The organism is Candidatus Portiera aleyrodidarum, from assembly GCF_902713745.1.
GTDB lineage: Bacteria > Pseudomonadota > Gammaproteobacteria > Johnevansiales > Johnevansiaceae > Portiera > Portiera aleyrodidarum_D.
In genome coordinates this window covers 34537-56635 of sequence record NZ_CACTJB010000002.1, presented here as the reverse complement: position 1 = coordinate 56635, position 22099 = coordinate 34537, and the positions used below count along the sequence as shown (strand labels likewise).

Annotated in this window: 12 protein-coding genes and 5 tRNA genes; 6 read left to right on the top strand and 11 right to left on the bottom strand. The window is 24.8% G+C overall.

The window, feature by feature from the left end:
- The first annotated feature begins 425 nt into the window (after positions 1–425).
- The 3 genes from H7S46_RS00880 to H7S46_RS00870 all read left to right on the top strand — a co-directional run bounded on the left by H7S46_RS00880 (position 426) and on the right by H7S46_RS00870 (position 5146).
- On the top strand, positions 426–854 hold the full coding sequence (locus H7S46_RS00880) for a peptidoglycan-binding protein (protein ID WP_183042962.1): 429 nt from the start codon (positions 426–428) through the stop codon (positions 852–854).
- Between the two features lie 7 nt (positions 855–861).
- A tRNA-Ser gene (locus H7S46_RS00875) sits at positions 862–949 on the top strand.
- Between the two features lie 4108 nt (positions 950–5057).
- Positions 5058–5146 (top strand) — tRNA-Ser (locus H7S46_RS00870).
- Between the two features lie 3532 nt (positions 5147–8678).
- Here the strand turns inward: H7S46_RS00870 and aspS are convergent.
- Complete coding sequence (aspS, locus tag H7S46_RS00865; RefSeq protein ID WP_259645838.1) at positions 8679–10409, bottom strand: aspartate--tRNA ligase; 1731 nt, start codon at positions 10407–10409, stop codon at positions 8679–8681.
- A 65-nt stretch (positions 10410–10474) separates the two neighbouring features.
- Between aspS and mgtE the strand changes: the two genes are divergently transcribed.
- Positions 10475–11821, top strand: a complete 1347-nt coding sequence (gene mgtE / locus H7S46_RS00860) for a magnesium transporter (protein WP_183043026.1) — start codon at positions 10475–10477, stop codon at positions 11819–11821.
- 27 nt (positions 11822–11848) lie between these two features.
- Here mgtE and cls read toward each other — a convergent pair whose 3' ends face one another.
- From cls to aroE, 9 genes are all read right to left on the bottom strand, one after another.
- The gene (gene cls / locus H7S46_RS00855; RefSeq protein ID WP_183042961.1) at positions 11849–13243 is read right to left on the bottom strand and encodes a cardiolipin synthase; all 1395 of its coding nucleotides are present in this window, start codon (positions 13241–13243) and stop codon (positions 11849–11851) included.
- A 21-nt stretch (positions 13244–13264) separates the two neighbouring features.
- Positions 13265–14476 carry an ATP-dependent Clp protease ATP-binding subunit ClpX gene (gene clpX, locus H7S46_RS00850; RefSeq protein WP_183042960.1) on the bottom strand — a complete coding sequence of 404 codons (1212 nt, stop codon included), beginning with the start codon at positions 14474–14476 and terminating at the stop codon, positions 13265–13267.
- 30 nt (positions 14477–14506) lie between these two features.
- Positions 14507–15136: an ATP-dependent Clp endopeptidase proteolytic subunit ClpP gene (clpP, locus tag H7S46_RS00845; RefSeq protein ID WP_183042959.1), complete on the bottom strand. Its 630-nt coding sequence runs from the start codon at positions 15134–15136 to the stop codon at positions 14507–14509.
- Between the two features lie 10 nt (positions 15137–15146).
- A tRNA-His gene (locus H7S46_RS00840) sits at positions 15147–15218 on the bottom strand.
- 14 nt (positions 15219–15232) lie between these two features.
- Positions 15233–15306, bottom strand: a tRNA-Arg gene (locus tag H7S46_RS00835).
- A gap of 3 nt (positions 15307–15309) precedes the next feature.
- Positions 15310–15383 (bottom strand) — tRNA-Pro (locus H7S46_RS00830).
- 10 nt (positions 15384–15393) lie between these two features.
- Entirely contained in the window at positions 15394–16788 is a 1395-nt protein-coding gene (gene cysS, locus H7S46_RS00825; RefSeq protein WP_183042958.1) for a cysteine--tRNA ligase, read from the bottom strand.
- 14 nt (positions 16789–16802) lie between these two features.
- Positions 16803–18416, bottom strand: a complete 1614-nt coding sequence (glnS, locus tag H7S46_RS00820; protein WP_183042957.1) for a glutamine--tRNA ligase — start codon at positions 18414–18416, stop codon at positions 16803–16805.
- Positions 18394–19239 carry a shikimate dehydrogenase gene (gene aroE / locus H7S46_RS00815; protein WP_183042956.1) on the bottom strand — a complete coding sequence of 282 codons (846 nt, stop codon included), beginning with the start codon at positions 19237–19239 and terminating at the stop codon, positions 18394–18396. The genes glnS and aroE overlap by 23 nt, the downstream gene beginning before the upstream one ends.
- A gap of 24 nt (positions 19240–19263) precedes the next feature.
- Here aroE and def point away from each other — a divergent pair, with 24 nt between their 5' ends.
- On the top strand, positions 19264–19716 hold the full coding sequence (gene def / locus H7S46_RS00810; protein WP_183042955.1) for a peptide deformylase: 453 nt from the start codon (positions 19264–19266) through the stop codon (positions 19714–19716).
- Positions 19717–19738: 22 nt separating this feature from the next.
- Positions 19739–20737 carry a glucokinase gene (glk, locus tag H7S46_RS00805; RefSeq protein WP_183042954.1) on the top strand — a complete coding sequence of 333 codons (999 nt, stop codon included), beginning with the start codon at positions 19739–19741 and terminating at the stop codon, positions 20735–20737.
- On the opposite strand, the gene H7S46_RS00800 is transcribed toward glk, so the two are convergent.
- Positions 20697–22085 (bottom strand): glucose-6-phosphate dehydrogenase, encoded by a 1389-nt coding sequence (locus tag H7S46_RS00800; RefSeq protein WP_183042953.1) that lies wholly within the window; start codon positions 22083–22085, stop codon positions 20697–20699. The two genes, glk and H7S46_RS00800, sit on opposite strands and share 41 nt — an antisense overlap.
- Positions 22086–22099: the final 14 nt, after the last annotated feature.

Genomic DNA, 22099 nt, shown 5'->3' with positions numbered 1-22099 from the left:
GTTGTGTTGTTATATGTTGTGTTGACTTGACTTGTGTTGTTTAAGTTGTGTTGAAGTGAGATGAAGTGAAGTGTATTAGTGTTGTTATGTTATTTGTTGTAATGTGTTGTGATGTAATGTTTTTGTGTTATTAGTTGTTTGGTTTTTGGATCTTATCTTTTTTGATTGTTTTTTTTTGTACTGTTGTGTATTAAATTGTATTGTACTGGTATGGTTATTACTGTACGTATATTTAACTTAACTTAAACAAAAATTACATAACTAAACCTCAAAAAATAAAACACAAAACATTATGGTCAAAAAAAATAAAGTCATTTCATTTATGTCCGTTTTTTATAGTAAGTTATATTAAAAATTATATGTTTTTAACACATTATAAAGAAATATAACCATCAACGAAAATAATATAAGATGAAAATACACAAATGTTAAAAACAATAATATTATTAGTTTCTTTAATAATTTTAATACAAAAAAATAATAATTTTTTGAATAATACTAAACTTAACAATTTAGTTTTTAATAATAAAATACCTTTTCTTAATAAGGTTTATTTTAATTATGATCTTTATTTTCTAAATAACAAATTTAATAATATGTTAAATCAATACATTATATATATTCGAAATAATCCAAATAAAAAAATACTATTAAAAATTGATACAATAGGTTTAGGAAATATAAAATATAATTTATTTTTAAATAAATATAGACTGAATTTTATTATTACTAATTTCGTATTAAAAGGAATAAATAAAAAGTATATAAAATATATTAGTTGTGTAAAAAAAAATAACTTTTATAATGCACTTAATGATTTAAATAAGAATAAAATTCTTATAACTATAATATAATAATATTGGAGGGGTGGCAGAGTGGTTGATTGCATCGGTTTTGAAAGCCGACAAAAGTTATTTGCTTTTCAAGGGTTCAAATCCCTTTTCCTCCGAACCAACACAAAATCAAACCAAATTAATCTAATACTCTACACTACTTAACGTATCGTTCACCTCAAAGCATCTACCTCGAAACTCAATTTCACAACATCTCATCTCAAAGTAATAAAAAGAAAACAAAAGCACATTACAACAGCACATCGAATCTCATTACTTAATCCAAAACAACTTAAAAAAAAAACACCACACATAACCTCACCTCAATACAAATCAAGTTAGTGTGAGTTGTGTAATTCAAGTTGTGTATTTGTGTAATGTTATGTAATTTAAAACATTACAACTAAACACAAACCAAAAATAAAAAACAAACTCAACAACAAAGTAACTCAAAACATAACATAACATATCAACTTAAAACAAAACAAATAAAAACACTTCAAAACAACAACAACTTAATGTAAACCAAACCATTACAAATTAGTGTAAATTAAAGCAACACATTACACCAAACCACAAAACATAACAACTTAAACCAAACCACATTACAAAAGACTTTAAACCACATTAACACAACACAAAGCAACTTAATACAACATTAAACCAACACATTACAAAACCTTAAAATAACACAAAATAAATTAATTACACTACACATAACTAAAACAACACAACTTAATACAAACCATTACAACATAACTTATATTACATTACATTACACTAACTTAAGTTAATGTTATTTAAGTTGGATTGATTTGAAGTGTTTTACATTACAACATAAACACCTAAAACCCAACACTTAACCCCTCACCTCAAGTAAGAATTAACGTAAATAAAAACTTAACACAACTTATATTAAAATAGAAAACACTTAAAAACAAAACAAATAACAACTTAATGTAAAAACAAAATAACATAACTTACAAAGCAACATAACACAACAACTTACACTACAACACAACACAACACAACAAATAACAACATTAACTAAACCTAACTTAATATTAATACACCTCTAACAACATAACCTTACAACACACTAATAACAACTTGTTTTGAATTGTTTTACACTTAACAACCCTACTTAAACAACACAAAGCAAAGCATTACAACTAAATTTAATACAAAATAACTTACATTAACTAAACACACTTAAAATAATTACACTAACTTAATGTAATGTAATGTAATGTAATTTAATACAATACAAACCAATTTAATTTTTTGTTTTGTTTTGTTTTGTAAACCACACCATTACACTAATAAAATACACTAACTTAAGTTAATACAAAATAGTGTAAATTAAAATAACACATAAAATAAAATAACAAACCATAACATAACATAACATAACACTTCATCTCATCTCACACTCAAAGAAAACTCAAAGCCAAAGCAACACAATACAACAAATAACAACTCAAATACAACTTAAATTAAACAACACTAATACACTTCACTCAAAGCATATCATATCAACACATAACATAACATAACAACACAACATTACACCTACAACTTAATGTAAAACAAAACCATTACATTACAACACTAACTTAAAAAAAATTACACCACATTAAATTACATTACATTAACTTGTTTTAAATTAATTTAAACCACAAAACATTAATCCAACTACAACAACACAACACTAATACACTTCATCTCATCTCATCTCAACACAACAAATAACAACACATAACATAACAACTTATATTAAACAACAACAACTAAATTTATATTAAAACATTACAAAGCATGTAAAAAATAAGTACAATAAAAACAAAACTTAATTTAATACAACTAACTTACACTTAATGTAAACAACTTAACTTAAAAACAGCACAGCACATCAACTCAAGAAGATCCATTACAAAACTTAAAACAACTCAATAAAACACAACAACTTAATTTCAACACACCATAAAAAACAATTCAAAACCATTACAACTAAACTTAATACAACTTACAAAGCATTAAAGCAAAAAACATTACATTAACTTAACACACTTCAACTTACACATAACTAATCCTAAACATATACAACTTAAAAAAACTATAATTAACACAACGTAAAAACATAACACCTCGACTTACACAAACTTAAAGTCAACACATATCAACACAATCAATTCAAAGCTAATCAAATCACCTCACTTCAACACAAAATAACACAACTTAAACAACACATAACATAACATAACAACTTATATTTTATTAATCCAATACAAAACATTACACAAAAAAACAACACCTCAATCAAAAACATACCATTACAAAACAAAAACATAACAACTAAACCAAAACAAAAGAAAAAGACTTCAACACACTTCAACACAACACAACACAAACAAACTCCATTACAAACCAAACCAAACCAAACCAAACCATTACAAACCAACACATAAAATAACAACAACTTACAACACATAACATAACACTTCATCTCATCTCACTTCAACACAACTTAAACAACACAAAGTAAAATCCAAAGCATTACAACTCAACAACAAAATAAAACACCTCACCAACCAAAAAAAAGCACCTCTAACAACTTAAAGCAAAGCATAATACCTCATAACTTAATCCAAAAAATATAAAAAACATTACAACACACTAACACATATACATAACAACTTATATTAAAATCAACTTAAAAAAAAAACATAACACATCAAATAAAAACAAATCAAATCAACAACAAATCAACTACAACATCACATCAATTCAAAACACAAATCAAATCAAATCATATCATCTCATCTCAACACCACCTCAATACAAATAGTACAAAACAAGTCAATACTTATTCCATTACAAAACAACTTACAACACTAAGTTAGTTATGTGTAATGTAATATTGTTTATTTTAATGTTGTGTAATGTTATTTGTTGTGTTGTAGTGTAAGTTGTTATATGTTGTGTTGCTGTGAGTGTGAGATGAGATGAAGTGTATTAGTGTTAATTTAAAACTTACAATTCAAAAACAAAACAAACATTACAACTAAACAACATTTAAAACAACCTTACACAACTTATATTACACTACACAACAACTTAATTAATCCTAAACATAACACATTACATTAACTAAACTTACATTAACCTAAACTAAACTAAAACACATTAAAACAATTTAATTTAATTTAAAACAACCTTACACATAACACATAACAACACAACAAATAACAACACAAAATAACACACTTACAAAGCATAGCAACACAACAACTTACACTACAACACACTTCACTTCAACACAACCCCTAACCTTACAAAGCATAGCAACTTAAACAACATATAACACATTACATAACAACTTATATTATATTAAAGCAACCTTTACATTAATGTAAACAACATTAACTTAACCTTACAACACTTAATTTAATTTTTTGTTTTGTTTTTATTTGTGGTGTAAACCAATTTAAAACATAACATAAACCATTACAAAACAATACATTAAAACAAAACATAACACATTACATTAACTAATTACAAACCATAACACATTAACTTAAAACAAAATACATTACACTACACAAATTAAACAAACTTAAAACAAAACAAAAAAAACTTAACACATAACATACCATAACAACTTACAAAACACTACACAACATTACATTAACTTAACCTAACCTTACCTTACACTAATCCATTACAAAATAACACAACTTAAATTATATTAAACAACAACCACAAACCACATTTAAAAACTTAAAGCACTCAAAGCAAAATAAAATAACTTAAAATAACAACACATAAAAACAATTCAAACTTACACAACAAATAACAACACAACACCTCATTACATTACACAACACTAATAACAACTCAACTTATTAATGTAAACCACACCAATACAATTTAAACCAAAGCAAAACCATATCAAAGCAACAACTTATATTAACTTAAAACAACCACACAACATTACATATCACTGCACTGTATTACATATTATAACAAGACAATAAAATACCCATCAAAATAACTTTAAAACAAATCACAGCAAGACCACACCTTCACATTACTACAAAGCATTTCAGCTCAACTAAACAGTTTATTACAAAGCACAGACTGCACAGGATAAAAAACAAAACTTAAGCAAAATACTCACTCTCAAGTCAACACAGCTTAAGTCAACTCAAAAATAAGAGTTTTGGAAGGCTGGCAGAGTGGTTGATTGCACTTGTCTCGAAAATAAGTAATTTGATTAATAAAATTCGTGGGTTCAAATCCCACGCCTTCCAATAGTTTTTGTGGTTTTTGGTTGTACGTTCGTTTGTTTGCTTGTTTGTTTTGGAATGTTTTTTTTTGATGTGCTGGTTTGTGTTATTTTGTAATGTAATTTAAGGATGGTGCAGGGCTGTGATTTGTTGTTGTCTTGTTGTAGCATAGCAGTACTGTTTGTGCGGTACTAATGTGCTGTGTTGTTATGTGTTGTGGTGCTTTTATTGTTTTTGTTGAGGGGTTATGTGTTGTGGTGCTATGCTTTGTATTGAGGTGTTATGTGGTGTGTTAACTTAAGTTGAAGTCATTTGTGGTGTAATTTAATGTAATGTTTTGTAATGGTTTATTAAGTTGTGTTGTTTTAGTTTAGTGTGTTGTAAGTTGTGGAAGTGTTGAAGTGAAGTGTATTAGTGTTGTAAGTTGTTGTGTTGCTATGCTTTGTAAGTTATGTTATTTTAATATAAGTTAATGTGGTATGTAATGTTTGGTGTAATGAGATGAGATGTAATGTTGTTATATGTTTTGGTTTGTAATGTAATGTAATGAGGTGTTGTGTTGTTATTTGTTGTGTAAGTTTGAGTTTGTTTTTTAAGTTATTTCATTTCAAGTTTTTAAAGTTTGGTATTTTATTTTGTGTAGTGTAAGTTAGGTTAATGTAATCAAAAACATTAAAATCCAATCAATCAATTCATTACAAAAACAATCAAAACAGACCAGACCAGACCAGACCAGACCTAAAAAAAACACATTAAAATAAAATACATTACAAACAAATTACACTACACTAAACTAAAACAACTTAACTTACATTACAAAAAAAAAACAATTTAAAACACTTCAAAACATATCAATTTAATTTAAAACAAACTATTACATTAACTACACTAATCCAAAGCAACACACTTCAACACAACACAACACAACACAAACCAAACCATTACAACTTATTAATACAATAGAACCAACCCATTACAAAACATAACACACTAACTTATTACACTACAACACATAAACATAAACCTAAACTAAAACAAATACACAAACTTAAGTTAATGTAAATTAATACAATACAACATTAACTTACAATACACAACTAAACACTTCCACACCACACACCACAACTAAATTCAACTTATATTAAACAAAATACACTAAATCAAAACATAACAACTTAAAAGACCTCAAAAACACACAACACCAACTTACACTAATGTAATGTAATGTAATTTAATACAATACAATACAAACCAAACCAAACCAATACAATACAATACAATGTAATTTAATTTAATTTAATTTAAACCAATACAATTTAAAACCACATAACATAACAAGTTAAGTTAAGTTAATCCAAAACACTTCAAAACAATTTAATTTAATTTAAAACACTTCATATCAATTTAATCCAAAACAATCAAATCAATTCAAAAACTTACACTTCATTTCAAACCACACAACACCATTACATTACATTACAAATTAATAAAATAAACCAAAACCACATTACATAACATAACACAACACAACAACTAACATTAACTTAATACAACTTACACTACACTACACTACATTATAACTTACAACCATTACACCACAAAGCATTACAAACCACAACTCATTAACCTAAACCTAACTTACACAACAACACTAAACTACACTAACTTGACTTGTTTTTGATTACATTAACTTACAACACACTTACACTTACACAACACAACCCCTTACAAAAAAATTACATTACATTACATTACAAAGCATTACATTAACTTACACCAAACATATCATTACATACCACAACTTTAAACAATCAATTCAAATCAACACAAAAATCGTTTCAAATCAAGTCAAGTCAAAACAAGTCAAGTCAAGTCAAGTCAAATCAAATCAAGAAAAATCAAATAAAATAAAATCAAGTCAAAAAAAGTCAAGTCAAGTCAAATCAAATCAAATCAACACAAATCAAATCAAATCAAATCAAATCAAGTCAAGTCAAGTCAAAAAAAGTCAAAAACATTACAAAAACAATCATTACAAAACACTTCAAATAAAATCAATTCAAACATACCACAAAAAAAACAATTCATAACAAACATTAAACAACTTAATCAAAACCACATAACATAACATAAACCATAACACCACATTAAAATACACCACAAATGACTTCAAAGCATTACATTAACTTACAAAACATAACAACTTATTACAAAAACACTTCAAAAACATTACAAAAACAATTCAAAACAACTTAAAACAAAACAAAACAAAACAAAACAAAACAATTCAAAACAACATAACATAACATAACATAACTTAAAACAATTCAAAACAACTTAAATTAAAACAAAACAACTTAAAACAAAACAAAACACTTCAAAACAACATAAAACAATTTAAAACAATCAATTCAATTCAATTCAACAACAATTCAAACTTAATACAAACTTACACAAATGTAATGTAAAAACCACATAAAAGAACATAACATAACATAACATAACACCACAAGTTAAAACATTACACAACTAAACATACCACAACTAAACTCATCTCATCTCAAAAGAAAAGAACAACACCTTAAAGTAACTCACACTAACTTAAAGCAAAAAACATTAAGTTAATACAATCAAACACCTCCAAACAAACTCCATTACAAACAAAACCAACACAACTTAATCAAAACCACACAACATACCACATAAAATAACATAACATAACATATCATATCATATCATAACATAACACTTCATCTCATCACACTTCAACACATAATAACACAACACAAACCATTACATTACACAACATACCACATAACATAACACAACAACTTGAAATGAAATGAAATAACTTAAAATAACTTAAACCAAACCAACTTAAACCAAACCATTACAAACCATTTAAAACATAACTAAACCATTACAAACAAAACAACTTACAACACAACTAATAACACTTCACTTCATCTCATCTCACTTCAACACATACCATAACATCTCATCTCATCTCATCTCAACACAAACCATTACAAACCAAACAAAACAAAACAAAACAAAACAAAACCAAACCAAACCATTACAAACCATTACACCAAACCACAAACCAACTTAACTTAAACCAACACACTTCATCTCATCTCATCTCAACACAACTTAAGAAAACTTAACCCAACTTAAAAAAACTTAACTTAACTTACATTAACCCAACTTAAAAAACAAACACAACAAAACACTTCAAAACAAAACATATCAAAACACTTCAACACAACAAATAACAACACAACCCAAACAAACTCCATTACAAACCAAACCAAACCAACACCAACACCAACACCCACAACTTACAACACATAACAAACCATTACATTACACAACCCCACAAACAAAACAAAACAAAACAAACTACAACACATATCATAACAACATTACATCTCATCTCATTACACCACAACTCATTAACTTGTTTTAAATTAATTTACACTAAACTAACTCAACAACTAAACCTCAATCCAATAACAAAGCAACTCATCTCAGGAGCAGAAATGATAATATAAATTTATGACGGTTCTCCAGTTAAAGGACAAAACAATTTGTTATTTTTAGGAAACGCAATAACATCTCTTATATTATTAGATTTTGTTAATAACATTACTATACGATCTAAACCTAAAGCTAACCCACCATGATAGGGCACACCATATTTAAACGCTTTTAAAAAAAAACCAAAATTTTTATTAATTTTTGTATAAGTTAATCCTAAAAGTTTTAAAATTATTTTTTGAAGTTTGTCATTTTTAATACGAATTGACCCACCCCCTAATTCAATACCATTAATTATTAAATCAAAAGAATTAGCAAAAGCTTGTGCTGGATTATATATTAAGTCGTCTAATTTAGATTTAGGTGCAGGTGAAGTAAATGGATGATGGTATGATGTTAAAATTCCTAAATCATCACATTTAAACAAAGGAAAATTTATCACCCAAATAGGAGCCCATTGTTTGATATAAAGTTTAAAATCTTTTGCTAATTTTGCTATTAAAACAGAAAAGGAATGGTTTACCGTATTTGTTTTATCTCCACAACAAAAAATTATATCTCCATTTTTTAAATGCAATTTTTTTATAAGGTATTTACAATATTCCTCTGTTATATGTTTAAAAATAGGAGATTTTAAACCATTTACCCCTAAATTTATATTGTAAAATTTTATCCAAATCAACCTTTTTGCACCATATTCTTGAACCAAAGTAATATATCTTTTAATTTGTTTTGCAGATAAAAACACACCACCTTTTAGTTTTATAGCAGCTATTCTATTATTTTTGTTGTTACTTTTGCTCTGTAACCCCGTCAAATGAATTAGATTTTTAGGAAACGCAATATCTTTTATTTTTATAGGTATTCTTAAATCTGGTTTATCTGTTCCATATTTTTTTATAGCCTCTGTATATTCTATTTTTTTAAATTCGGTTGAGAAATTTAAATTAAAAAAATCTTTAAATAATGACTTTATCATATTTTCAATTAGATTTATTATTACTTGTTGATTCATAAAGGAAGTTTCTATATCTATTTGTGTAAATTCTGGTTGTCTATCAGACCGTAAATCTTCATCTCTAAAACATTTAGCAATTTGATAATATCTATCTAAACCTGAAAACATTAAAATTTGTTTATATATTTGAGGGGATTGAGGTAAAGCAAAAAAATTCTTTAGGGTTTTAGTTTTATGACTTTGTATAATAAAAGTACGGGCTCCTTCAATTGTGAGATTACTTAATATAGGTGTTTCAACCTCAATGAATTTATTTAAATGTAAAAAACTTCTAATGTTATGATTAATTTTAGATCGAAGAAGTAACTTATTTATGTATTTTTTACGACGTAAATCAATATAACGGTATTGAAATCTTAATTCTTCTTTAATTTTTTTATTTTCATTTAATTTGAACGGTAAATTTATTGATTTACTTAAAATATTTAAGTCAATTGCAAATATATCAATCATATTTGTTATATAATTTTTTATAGGTCTTAATTTTATTAATCCTATTATTTTTATAATATATTCAGATTTGAGTTTTTTTGCTAACACAAATTTTGTAAAATCAAGTTTTTTGGAATCAATCACTATTTGTATTCTGCCATACATATCTCGTAAATCTATAAATAAGATCCCTCCATGATCACGAATTTTATAAACCCATCCATATAAAATTACATAACAATTTATAAATTTTTGATTGACTTTACCACAATAATTAATACGCATTTTTATTTCCATAACGCTATGTTTTTATTATAATGAGGATATTGACATATATTATACAATTTAAACAAGAGATATTAATGAAAATAAATAATATTTTTCCTAAATTATTTAAAGCTTTATCAAACAAAAATTATAAAAAAATAAAAAGCTTATTAAAATATTGTCGTTCAGCTGACATAGCTGAAATGATCTCACGGAAATCAAATAAAGTCATAATACAAATCTTAAATAGTCAAAGCTCCAAAAGAAAAGCTGATATTTTTTCTTATTTACCAAAAGATAAACAATTTGAAATTACTAAAGAACTTAATAATGAAGAAATAATAAAAATTTTTGTAAAAATGAATTCTGATGATAGTGCTGATGTATTTAATATGTTTGAACCAATACGTAGAGAAAATATTTTACGTAGTATGGCAAATAAAGTTAGAGAAAATATTATTAAACTTTCTAGTTATGAAGATGGAACTGCTGGTGCTATTATGACATCTAATTATGTTGTTATTCCTGAAAATATAAATGCAATGCAAGCATTGAACAAAATTAAACAAACAGCACCTGATGCAGAAACAATATATCAAATTTATGTGTTGGATAAAAATCAAAAATTAACTGGAACATTATCATTACGACAAATTATTTTAGCTAATCCTATTGCTTTAATACAAGATTTAATGATAAAAGATGTAATATATGTTCATACCAATTCAAAACAAGAATATGTAACAAAAATGATTTCACATTATGATTTTTTGGCTATCCCTGTAATTAATTCGGAACATAAATTAGTGGGCATTATAACTTATGATGATGCTATGGATGTTGTAGAAAGAGAAACAACAGATGATTTTCATAAATCAGGAAGTGTAGGTACTTTAGAATATAATATCATTCGTACTAATTTATGGACGTTATATAGTAAACGTATATTTTGGTTAGTTTTATTAATTTTTGGTAATTTGTTTTCTGGAGCTGGCATATCAAAATATGAAGATACTATTTCTTCTAAAATATCTTTAGTTTTTTTCTTGCCTTTATTAATTGGTAGTGGTGGTAATGCTGGATCACAAGCAGCTACTCTTATGATTAGAGGTTTAGGCACAGGAGAAATTAATATTAAAGATTGGGCTAAATTAATGAGTAAAGAATTATTAGTTTCAGGGATTTTAGGTAGTACCATGGCCATTGTGATTTATCCAATTGGGTATATTCGAGGAGGAATCGAAGTAGCATATTCTGTAGCGATTAGTATGATAATCATTGTAATAATAGGCAGTTTACTTGGAATGTCCTTACCTTTTTTTTTAAATCGATTGGGATTTGATCCTGCAGCTGCTAGTGCGCCTTTAGTTTCAACGTTATGTGATTCACTAGGAGTTTTAATTTTTTTTTCCATAGCAACAATAATACTTAACGTCAAATAATTATTTATTTATTTTTATTTTAGTTTATTATTGTAGAGGGGACGCTAAAAAAGCTGTTTTGGAAAGTAATTTATTTATTAAAGAACGACATTTTATTTCATTCAATTTCATTTTTTTACAATATAATAAATCTTGTTTTAACATATAATCAACATCTTTAGCAAAATCATAATCAATTATATATGCTGTTATTTCAAAATTTAATCTAAAAGATCTATTATCTAAGTTTATAGTTCCTACTGATGCTGTATGATTATCTATTAACATAACTTTTTGATGTAAAAAACCTTTAATATATTTATAAATTTTTACTCCAAATTTTATTAATTCAGATAAATAACTAAATGTAGATAAATAAACCAATAAATGATCTGTACGTTCCGGTATAATTATTTTAACATCTACACCTCTTAATGCTGCTAATTTTAATGAATCCATTACACTTTGATCTGGAATAAAATAAGGACTAGTTATCCAAAATTTTTGTTTTGCTATATTTATTGAATTTTGAATTAATAGGCTTGCATTATTTAAATTATAAACAGGACCACTTGGTACAATAATTATATGTTGATTTTTTTTGTTTGATATTATGGGCTTGGGTTTCCAATTTAAATTTTTTATTTTTGTTTCTGTTGTCCAATACCAGTCTTCTAAAAAAATTTCTTGTAAAAATAAAACACTAGGTCCTATTATATGTAAATGTGTATCTCTCCAATATCCTATTTTTTTATTTCTACCTAAATATTCAAGTCCTATATTTAATCCTCCTATCCATGCTTCTTTACCATCTACTATTATTAATTTTCTATGATTACAATAATTTAAAAATAAAATATTTTTCCATCCTTTACAAAAACCAAAATAATAAAATTTTATTCCTGCTTTTTTTAATTCTTTTATAAAAATGCTTGATAAAGTGCGGCTTCCTATCTTATCATAAATAAAAAAAATTTGAACTCCTTTCTTTGCACTATATATTAAAAGTTTTTTAAATTTCTGACCTAGGTTATCATTTTTTATGATAAAAAATTGAAGTAATATATATTTTTTTGCTCTTTTAATACCATCAAACATACTTTTAAATGTAATATACCCATTAATTAATAATTTGACACCATTTGATTTTGTCAAAGGCAGAATTGCTAACTTTTCTACTACTTTTACATTACAATAACAAGTTATATTTAAATAGTGTTTTAATTTTTTTATATGTAAACTATTTGTTTTTCTTATGTATCCACAAAAATTAGGACAAGATAATATCCAAAATATAGGAATTGATAAATAAGGAAACGTTATTAACGATATTAACCAAGCAATAGCACCTTGAGGTGTTCTACTAATCATAAGAGCCGTTAATATAGAAAATAATAATGTTAAAAATAATATTATATTCAAAATGGTTTTAATATAATTCATAAAAAAGATTTCTTTTTATTGTTAAGTTGTTTTATAAAGTAATAAAGGTTGTTGTTTTCCTAAAAGTACCTTTTCATTTATAATAATCTTTATTACATTTTTTGTTGAAGGTAATTTAAACATAGTGTCTAATAATACCTTTTCTATTATAGAACGTAAGCCTCTAGCACCATTTTTTAATATTATAGCTTTCGTAACAATAGCTTTAAGTGCTTTTTTGTCAAAACACAACTCCACACCATCAAGCTTAAATAAGCATGAATATTGTTGTAATAATGAATTTTGGGGATACTTTAAGATTCTTAATAAATCAAATTTATTTAATTCATTTAAAGTAACTACATTTGGAAAGCGACCAATAAATTCGGGGATCAAACCAAACTTTATTAAATCTTCATTATTTACATTTTTTAGAACATCACCTGAGTTCTTTTTTTTTTGTAATTTTGAAGTAAAACCAATACTATTTTTCTCTTTATTATTGATTATTTTTTCTAAACCTAAAAAAGCTCCACCAACAATAAATAAAATATTTTTTGTATTTACTTTTAAAAATTTTTGTTGAGGATGTTTTCTTAAACCTTTAGGTGGTATTAAAGCTATTGTTCCTTCAATTAATTTTAACAATGATTGCTGCACCCCTTCGCCTGAAACATCTCTTGTTATTGAAATATTTTCTGATTTTTTAGATATTTTATCAATTTCATCTATATATACTATGCCCTTTTGGGCTTGATCTATATTATAATTACATTTTTGCAATAAACTTTGAATTATTATTTCTACATCCTCTCCAACATAACCTGCTTCTGTTAAAGATGTTGCATCAGCAATTGTAAAAGGAACCTTAAGCAATAAAGCTAACGTTTCTGCAAATAAGGTTTTTCCGACACCTGTTGGTCCAATTAATAAAATATTGCTTTTTTCAATTTTTATATTATTAATTTTCTTATATTTTAACCGTTTATAATGATTAAAAACAGCTACTGCCAAAACTATTTTGGCTCTTTTTTGACCTATAATATATTTATTTAAAAAATTAAAAATTTTTTTAGGTTTTGGTAAATAAAAATTATAGCCTACATTTATTATTTCTTCCTTTAAAATTTCATTACATAAATATATACATTCATTACAAATATATACTGAATTCCCTGATATTAATTTATTTAATTCTTTTTCATGTTTACAACAAAAAGAACAATATAAAAATTTTACATTATTAAAATTCATAATACATTACCTTAAAACTATTTGAACATTTCAACGATTTGTTATAATATAATCAATTATCCCATAATCTAAAGCTTGTTTAGCGTCCATAAATTTATCCCTATCTGTGTCTATCTTTATTTGTTCTATATTTTGACCTGTTTGTTGAGATAAAATTTTATTAAGTTTTGTTTTTAACGATAAGATTTCTTTTGTATGTATTTCTATATCACTAGCTTGACCTTGAAACTTACCTATTGGTTGATGAATCATAATTCTAGCATTTGGTAAACAAAAACGTTTTCCTTTTTTGCCTCCTGTTAAAATTATTGCTGCCATACTTGCTGCTTGTCCCATGCAAATAGTTGCAACATCAGGTTTTACATATTGCATAGTATCATAAATCGACATACCTGCTGTTACTATACCTCCTGGAGAATTTATATACAAATTAATATCTTTCTTTGGATTCTCATATTCTAAATATAATAATTGCGCTACAATTAAATTAGCTTTGTTATCTTCAATATTACCTACTATAAAAATTATACGTTCTTTTAAAAGACGTGAATAAATATCGTATGACACATCCCCTCTAAACTTATTATCTATTACAATTGGAACTAAATTATCTTTTATAAATTTATAATAGTTCATCATAATTCTGCAATACTCCCTCATCTTTACTTTAGGTGGATGATGGGATTCGAACCCACGACCACTGGATCCACATTCCGGTGCTCTACCTCTGAGCTACACCCACCTTATTACTTCTTATACGTCCAGCAGGAGTTGAACCTGCAACCTACGACTTAGAAGGCCGTTGCTCTTTCCTATTGAGCTATGGACGCATATCGGAGTAGAGGGATTTGAACCCACGACAACCTACACCCAAAGCAGGTGCGCTACCAGACTGCGCTATACTCCGCATTTGAACATCATAATGACGAATACCAAAGATTCCTTTTATAAAAATCCGGAAGAAAAACATCAAAAGTAAATAAAGAAGTTCTTAATTTATCGGATTGTAAAAAAAAATTTTCCTTTTTTGAAATATTACGTATTAAAAATAAAGTTTCAAGTTGTTTTTGTTTTATATTGAAACATATATTTGTTTTTAAAAATTTGGTTGGTACATAATTTAAAAGTCCTAGTAATTTTCCTAAACGTATTAATTCAAAACATAAATCTTGAGCTGGTTTGATTTTACCTAAATCAAAAATATTTTTGATTTTATACATTATTTCAAATAAAATGGAAATTGCTTTTACTGTATTAAAATCATTTTCTAATGCTAAAATAAGTTTATTATAAAACAAATTATTATTTTTTTCTTTTCTTTTTATTGGTGTAATAAAATTGATTGTTTTATAAAAAATTTTTAAGGAATTAAAAGCTATATCTAATTGATTTTTAGTAAAATTGATTGATTTTCTATAATGCGTTAAAAGAAAAAAATATTTAATTACTTCATTATGATATTGATTTAATATACTACGCAATATTATAATATTATTTAAAGATTTAGACATTTTTTTATCATTTATATTTAAATGTCCTGAATGCATCCATATATTAACATGGGGTTTACAAAAAATTAATTCACTTTGAGCTTTTTCATTTTCATGGTGTGGGAAAATTAAGTCTAATCCTCCTCCATGTATATCAAATTTATTACCTAAATATATTTTTGATAACACAGAACATTCAATATGCCATCCTGGTAAACCAACACTCCACGGAGAATCCCAACTATATTTAAACTGTGTTGGTGTTGTTAATTTTTTCCATAAACTAAAATCTAATTTATTTTTTTTATATTTATTATCCTTTTTACTTAAAAATAAATCTAAAAACTTTATGGTTTGATTACTTAACATACCATATATCTTATGTTTATTTATGTTAAAATAAACATTCCCATTAATAATATAGGCAAAATCTTTTTTTATTAATTTCTTTATATAATATATAATACTATTTTTATAGTTACTCACTTTAGGCTCATAATCAGGAGACAATAAACCTAATTGTTTTTCATCTTTACATATTGAATTAATTATTCTTTTTGTTAATTTCTTCATAGATTCTTTATTTTTTATAGATTTTTTTATAATTTTTTTATCTATATCGGTTATATTTCTTACATATTTTATTTTATAGCCTCTACTTTTAAAATATTTATTTATTAAATAAAAAATAAACATATTTCTTCCATGACCCAAATGGCAATAATCATATACAGTAATTCCACAAACATATGTTTTTAATGTATTAAATTTTATAGGAATTAATAAATCTTTAGAATTATTTAAGGTATTAAAAATAAACAATTAATCAAATCACCTTAACTTTTTAAACTTATTATTTTGTTAAATACCAAATTATTTTTATTAAAGTCATATCTATCAGCGCAAAAATAACCAACTCTTTCGAATTGTATTTTGGTTTCAGGTTTTATCTTAGATAATATAGGCTCCCCAATAGATTTATTAAGTTTTAAAGAATTTTTAATTAAAATATTTTTTCTATTGTTTTTTAATAAATTTTTATAATGACGTATTTCAATCTTAACACCGTGTTTCACACTTACCCAATGAATTACTCCTTTTATTTTTTTTCCTTCAATATTTTTATTTTTAGTGTTTAAATAAACAATACCTTGTATTTCTTTTATCTTTTTATTATTTAAATAAATAATTTTATTACATTTTATTATATACGAATGACGTAAACGTACTTTTGCTCCTAACGATAATCTAAAAAATTTTTTGTTTTGACTACTATTAAAATCATTTAAATCTATCCAAATTTCTCTATTAAAAAATAAGCTCCTCGTCCCCATTTCTATAAACGGATGATTTTTAACGTGAATTACTTCTTCATAATCTACAATTAAATTTGTTAATACCAACTTTATTGGATTACTTACACACATTACTCTAATAACTTTATTTTCTAAATCAGAACGTATAACATAATATTGCATATTTATGTCGATAAGATTATTTGATCTTGTTATCCCTGTTAGTTTACATAATTTATTTAAAGACGTAGAGGTATAACCTCTGCGTCTCATTCCAGAAACCGTTGATAATCTAGGATCATCCCATCCAAAAATAATTTTGTTATCTATTAATCCTTTTATTTTTCTTTTAGAAGTTAACGAATATTTTATATTCATTCGAGAAAATTCTATTTGTTTTGGATAATGTGATTTTGTATTAAAGATATTTTTAATAAACCAATAATATAAATGTCGATTATTTTCAAATTCTAATGTACACATTGAATGTGTTATTCTTTCTAATATATCAGATTGACCGTGAGTAAAATCATAAGACGGATATATTTTCCATTTATTTCCAGTTCTGTAATGATAAATATTTATAATACGATACATTATAGGATCTCTTAAAATTATATTCTTAGATTTCATATCAATTTTTGCCCGTAACACTTTATTACCTTCTTTAACAAAACCCTTATACATTTTTTTAAATAAAAAAATGTTATCTTTTATACTACGCATTCTATAAGGACTATTATATCCAAATGATTTAAAATCACCTCTATATTTTTTTATCTCTGTTAAAGATAAATCGTCAACATAAGCCTTACCTTGTTTTATTAAAAATAAAGCCCATTCATATAATTTAGTAAAATAATTAGAAGCATAATAAATAGTTTTAAATTCATAACCTAACCAATGTATATCTTCTAATATAGAAGTAATATATATCTTATTTTCTTTGATAGGATTCGTATCATCTAATCGAAGATAACATTTTCCATGTAAAAATTTTGCTATATTATAATTTACCCAAATTGCTTTTGCATGCCCAATATGTAAACAACCGTTTGGTTCTGGCGAAAACCTAGTTCTAATTTTTTTTTTGTTAAAAGCACTTCGATTTATTATTTCTTTGCTAATATAATCAATAATATTTTTTTTTATCATTATTATTTAACAAATTTCTTAAGGTTTTATGTAAATTTTTTGTTTTAGGGTGTATATTATTTAATAAAAAATATGTTTCAGCAGCTTGTTCAATTAACATACCTAAACCATCATATATTTTAGCTTTATTAAGCTTTGAAAAAAGTAAAAAATTAGTCATTAAATTTGAATACATTAAATCATAAGCTATTGTCTTTTTAAAAATATTTTTGTATAAAGAGATTTTATCTTTTTTTATACTTAAACTTGTACCATTAATTATAACATCAAAAGACTTTTTGTTTTTTAAGGCCTCATACGAACAAAATTTAATTATATTTTTTAAATTAAATCTATTTATTATTTCTTTACATTTTAATAACGTCCTGTTAACTAAATAAATTTTTTTAGGACCTAAATCTAATAATTGTTGAATTATGCTATTTATTGCACCTCCTGCTCCTAATAAAAGAATACGTTTATTTAATAATTTTATTTTTAATCGTTTTAAATCTCTTATTAATCCTACTCCATCTGTTGTATCGCCATATAAATTTGTTTTATTTATTATTAAAGTGTTTACTGCTCCTGCAATTTTTGCTCTATAACACACTTTATTTGCTAGTTTAATTGCATAATGTTTATAGGGAACTGTAACATTTAATCCTATACCCCCACATTTAACCAAGTTTATCCATTCTTTTTTTAACATTTTTTTATTTTTAATGTTTAAAGCTTTATAATATAAAGAAATATTATTTTTTTTATAAAAATAATTGTGTATTATAGGTGACAAAGAATGGTTGATTGGTTTACCAAAAACACAAATAATTTTTTTTTTCATTATTTAAATAACCTATCAAAGTATATGAAAATTTTAAAATACCCAGATAAACGTCTTAATATTATAGCAAAACCAATTAAAAATATAAATAATAAAATAAAAGCTTTAATTTTTAAGATGATTAATACCATGTATTCACATCAAGGTATAGGCTTATCAGCTACACAAATCAATAAACATATCAGGATTTTTGTTATGGACATTAGCAAAACTTATAATCAACCATTAATTATAATTAATCCAAAATATAGCTATGTAAGTACAAAATATAAAAAAGTTAAAGAGGGCTGTTTGTCGATTCCTAATTACTTTGAATTTATTTATAGATCTATTAATTGCATAATAAATGCAATAGATTTAAATGGTAATAAGTTTATTATTAATGCGTATGGATTAATTGCACAATGTATACAGCATGAAATTGATCATTTAAATGGTAAATTATTAACAGATAACTTAACAAAAAAACATAAATAAAGGAAATGAAAGGATAACAAATATGAATCAACAATTTGCATTAGTTGGTGATATTGGCGGAACTAATGTTCGCTTGGCTTTAGCTTTAGTATCATCAAATCAATTTAAGCTATATAAAATAAAAATATTTAAATGCATTAATTATTTAAGTGTTTTTGAAGTTATAAAAAAATATATTACTTTAGTTGGTTGTGAGTTTCCTAAATATGCTTGTTTAGCTTTTGCCTGTCCTATTACTTCTAATTTCATAAAAATGACAAATAATTCGTGGAAAATAAAAAAATATGAATTAAAACATAAAATGAAATTACAAAAATTAAAAATAATTAACGATTTTACTGCGATAGCTTTAGGGTTACCTCATATTCAAACAAAAGATTTATATAAAATTGGCTATGGAAAAACTAATAATAATAGCAATAAGATTTTAATAGGCCCTGGCACTGGATTAGGAATTTCAGGTTTAATTAATAAAAAAAATTTTTGGCTGCCAATTTCTGGTGAAGGAGGCCATATCAGTTTTGCACCACTTAATCATTTTGAACTATATATTTTAAAATGGTTAAAAAAAACCTATAATCGTGTTTCTATTGAACGTATACTTTGTGGACAAGGAATAGTTGATTTATACCAGGCACACGCTAATTATTATTTCAACTATTATAAAAATATTTTAACAACCCCTGATGCAATTACAAAAGCAGCTTTAAAGAAAAAAGATCCTTTGGCATATAAAACCATTATGATGTTTTGTAAAATCTTAGGTAATGTGACTGGAGATATGGCTTTAACTTTAGGTGCTAAAGGAGGAGTATATTTATGTGGAGGAATTTTACCTAGAATTATAAATATTTTAGAACAAAGTGACTTTCGTATTTCTTTTTACAATAAAGGAAGAATGAGTTTTTATAATAAAGAAATCTCTACTTGGTTGGTTAAGTCTAAATGGATAGGATTATTAGGAGCAGCTGATGCTTTATTTAACAACAATATGTGCCAGGGGTCAGGCCAGGAAGTGTAAGACCCCATGTAAAAGATTTATAATAAGATATAGGAATGTTTTTTTGTTTCCATAAATAAATAAGTTTATCTATCCATCTCCAAGAGTAATCAATTTCTTCTTTACTAACAAATAAATCTTGTTTTCCTTTAAAAACCTCTAAAATTAAAAATTCATATGAATCTAAGTAGTTTTTATTAGTTAAAAATAAAGACATTTGATTTAACTTGAAGGCATTAAAAGTTATTTCTTCTTTTGGTTGTAAATTAACTATCAATTTATTATTTAAGTCATAATTAAATATATTTTTAGTAAAATGTATTTTAATTTGGGATAATTTTTTTTTTAATCGTTTGCCCGAAATCAAAATAAAAGGAATACCATACCAATGAAAATTATTTATTGTTGTTTTTATTATTATAAATGTTTCAGTCGATGAATTTTTATTTGAATTGTTTTCCTCAAGATATCCATTAAAAATTTTGTTATTCAATTTAGTTGAAATGTATTGCCCAAAATTTATATCTACTGTTAAAAAACTATTGTTTAAATCTTTTAAGAATTTTATTTTTTCTTTTTTTATATTTTTATAATCAAATGGGTTGTTTTTGGGAATACATATCGTAACCATTGACAAAATTTGTATTAAATGATTTTGTACCATATCTCTTAATTGCCCTGTTTTGTCAAAATAGCCCCACCTATCTTCTATACCTATTTTTTCAGCTAAAATTATTTTAATATGTGTTATGTATTTTTTAGTCCATAAATTATAAAAAATAGGATTTAAGAATCTTAAATTTAATAAATTTTTTACTTGTCTTTTACCTAAATAATGATCTATACGAAAAATACAAGTCTCAAAAAAAACATTGTTTATATAATTATTTATATTTATTGAACTTTTAAAATTATAACCAATTGGTTTTTCTAATATGATTTTATCATTTATTTCTATGCATTTATTTAAATTAAGATATTTACAAATAACTTTAAATAAGTTGCTAGATACTGCAAAATAAAATATTAATGGTAAGTTTTTTCTTATTTTTTTTAAAATTTTATAATGTGTTATTTGGGTAAAATCCATATTAAAAAAATATAAACATTTTATAAATTTAATGATTGTCACTAATTCTTTTTTATTATAAATATATTTAGTTTTTATTAATCTTTTATATATTTTATATCTAAATGTATTTATCTTTACAACTTTCCGTGCTAAACATAATATATTTATTTTGTTATTTATTAATTTATTTTTATATAATGTAAATAATGAATTATATAATTTTCTTAAAGCTAAATCTCCTAAAGCACCAAATAATACAAAAGTTAATTTTGTTATTTTTTTTTCAATTAATTTCATTAAAATCATCTCCT

What these genes read in the sequence shown, in the direction of transcription:
- H7S46_RS00880 (WP_183042962.1), top strand. Translation starts at nt 426, where the DNA reads ATGTTAAAAACAATAATATTATTAGTTTCTTTAATAATTTTAATACAA.
- aspS (WP_259645838.1), bottom strand. Translation starts at nt 10,409, where the DNA reads ATGGAAATAAAAATGCGTATTAATTATTGTGGTAAAGTCAATCAAAAA.
- mgtE (WP_183043026.1), top strand. Translation starts at nt 10,475, where the DNA reads ATGAAAATAAATAATATTTTTCCTAAATTATTTAAAGCTTTATCAAAC.
- cls (WP_183042961.1), bottom strand. Translation starts at nt 13,243, where the DNA reads ATGAATTATATTAAAACCATTTTGAATATAATATTATTTTTAACATTA.
- clpX (WP_183042960.1), bottom strand. Translation starts at nt 14,476, where the DNA reads ATGAATTTTAATAATGTAAAATTTTTATATTGTTCTTTTTGTTGTAAA.
- clpP (WP_183042959.1), bottom strand. Translation starts at nt 15,136, where the DNA reads ATGAGGGAGTATTGCAGAATTATGATGAACTATTATAAATTTATAAAA.
- glnS (WP_183042957.1), bottom strand. Translation starts at nt 18,416, where the DNA reads ATGATAAAAAAAAATATTATTGATTATATTAGCAAAGAAATAATAAAT.
- aroE (WP_183042956.1), bottom strand. Translation starts at nt 19,239, where the DNA reads ATGAAAAAAAAAATTATTTGTGTTTTTGGTAAACCAATCAACCATTCT.
- def (WP_183042955.1), top strand. Translation starts at nt 19,264, where the DNA reads ATGAAAATTTTAAAATACCCAGATAAACGTCTTAATATTATAGCAAAA.
- glk (WP_183042954.1), top strand. Translation starts at nt 19,739, where the DNA reads ATGAATCAACAATTTGCATTAGTTGGTGATATTGGCGGAACTAATGTT.
- H7S46_RS00800 (WP_183042953.1), bottom strand. Translation starts at nt 22,085, where the DNA reads ATGAAATTAATTGAAAAAAAAATAACAAAATTAACTTTTGTATTATTT.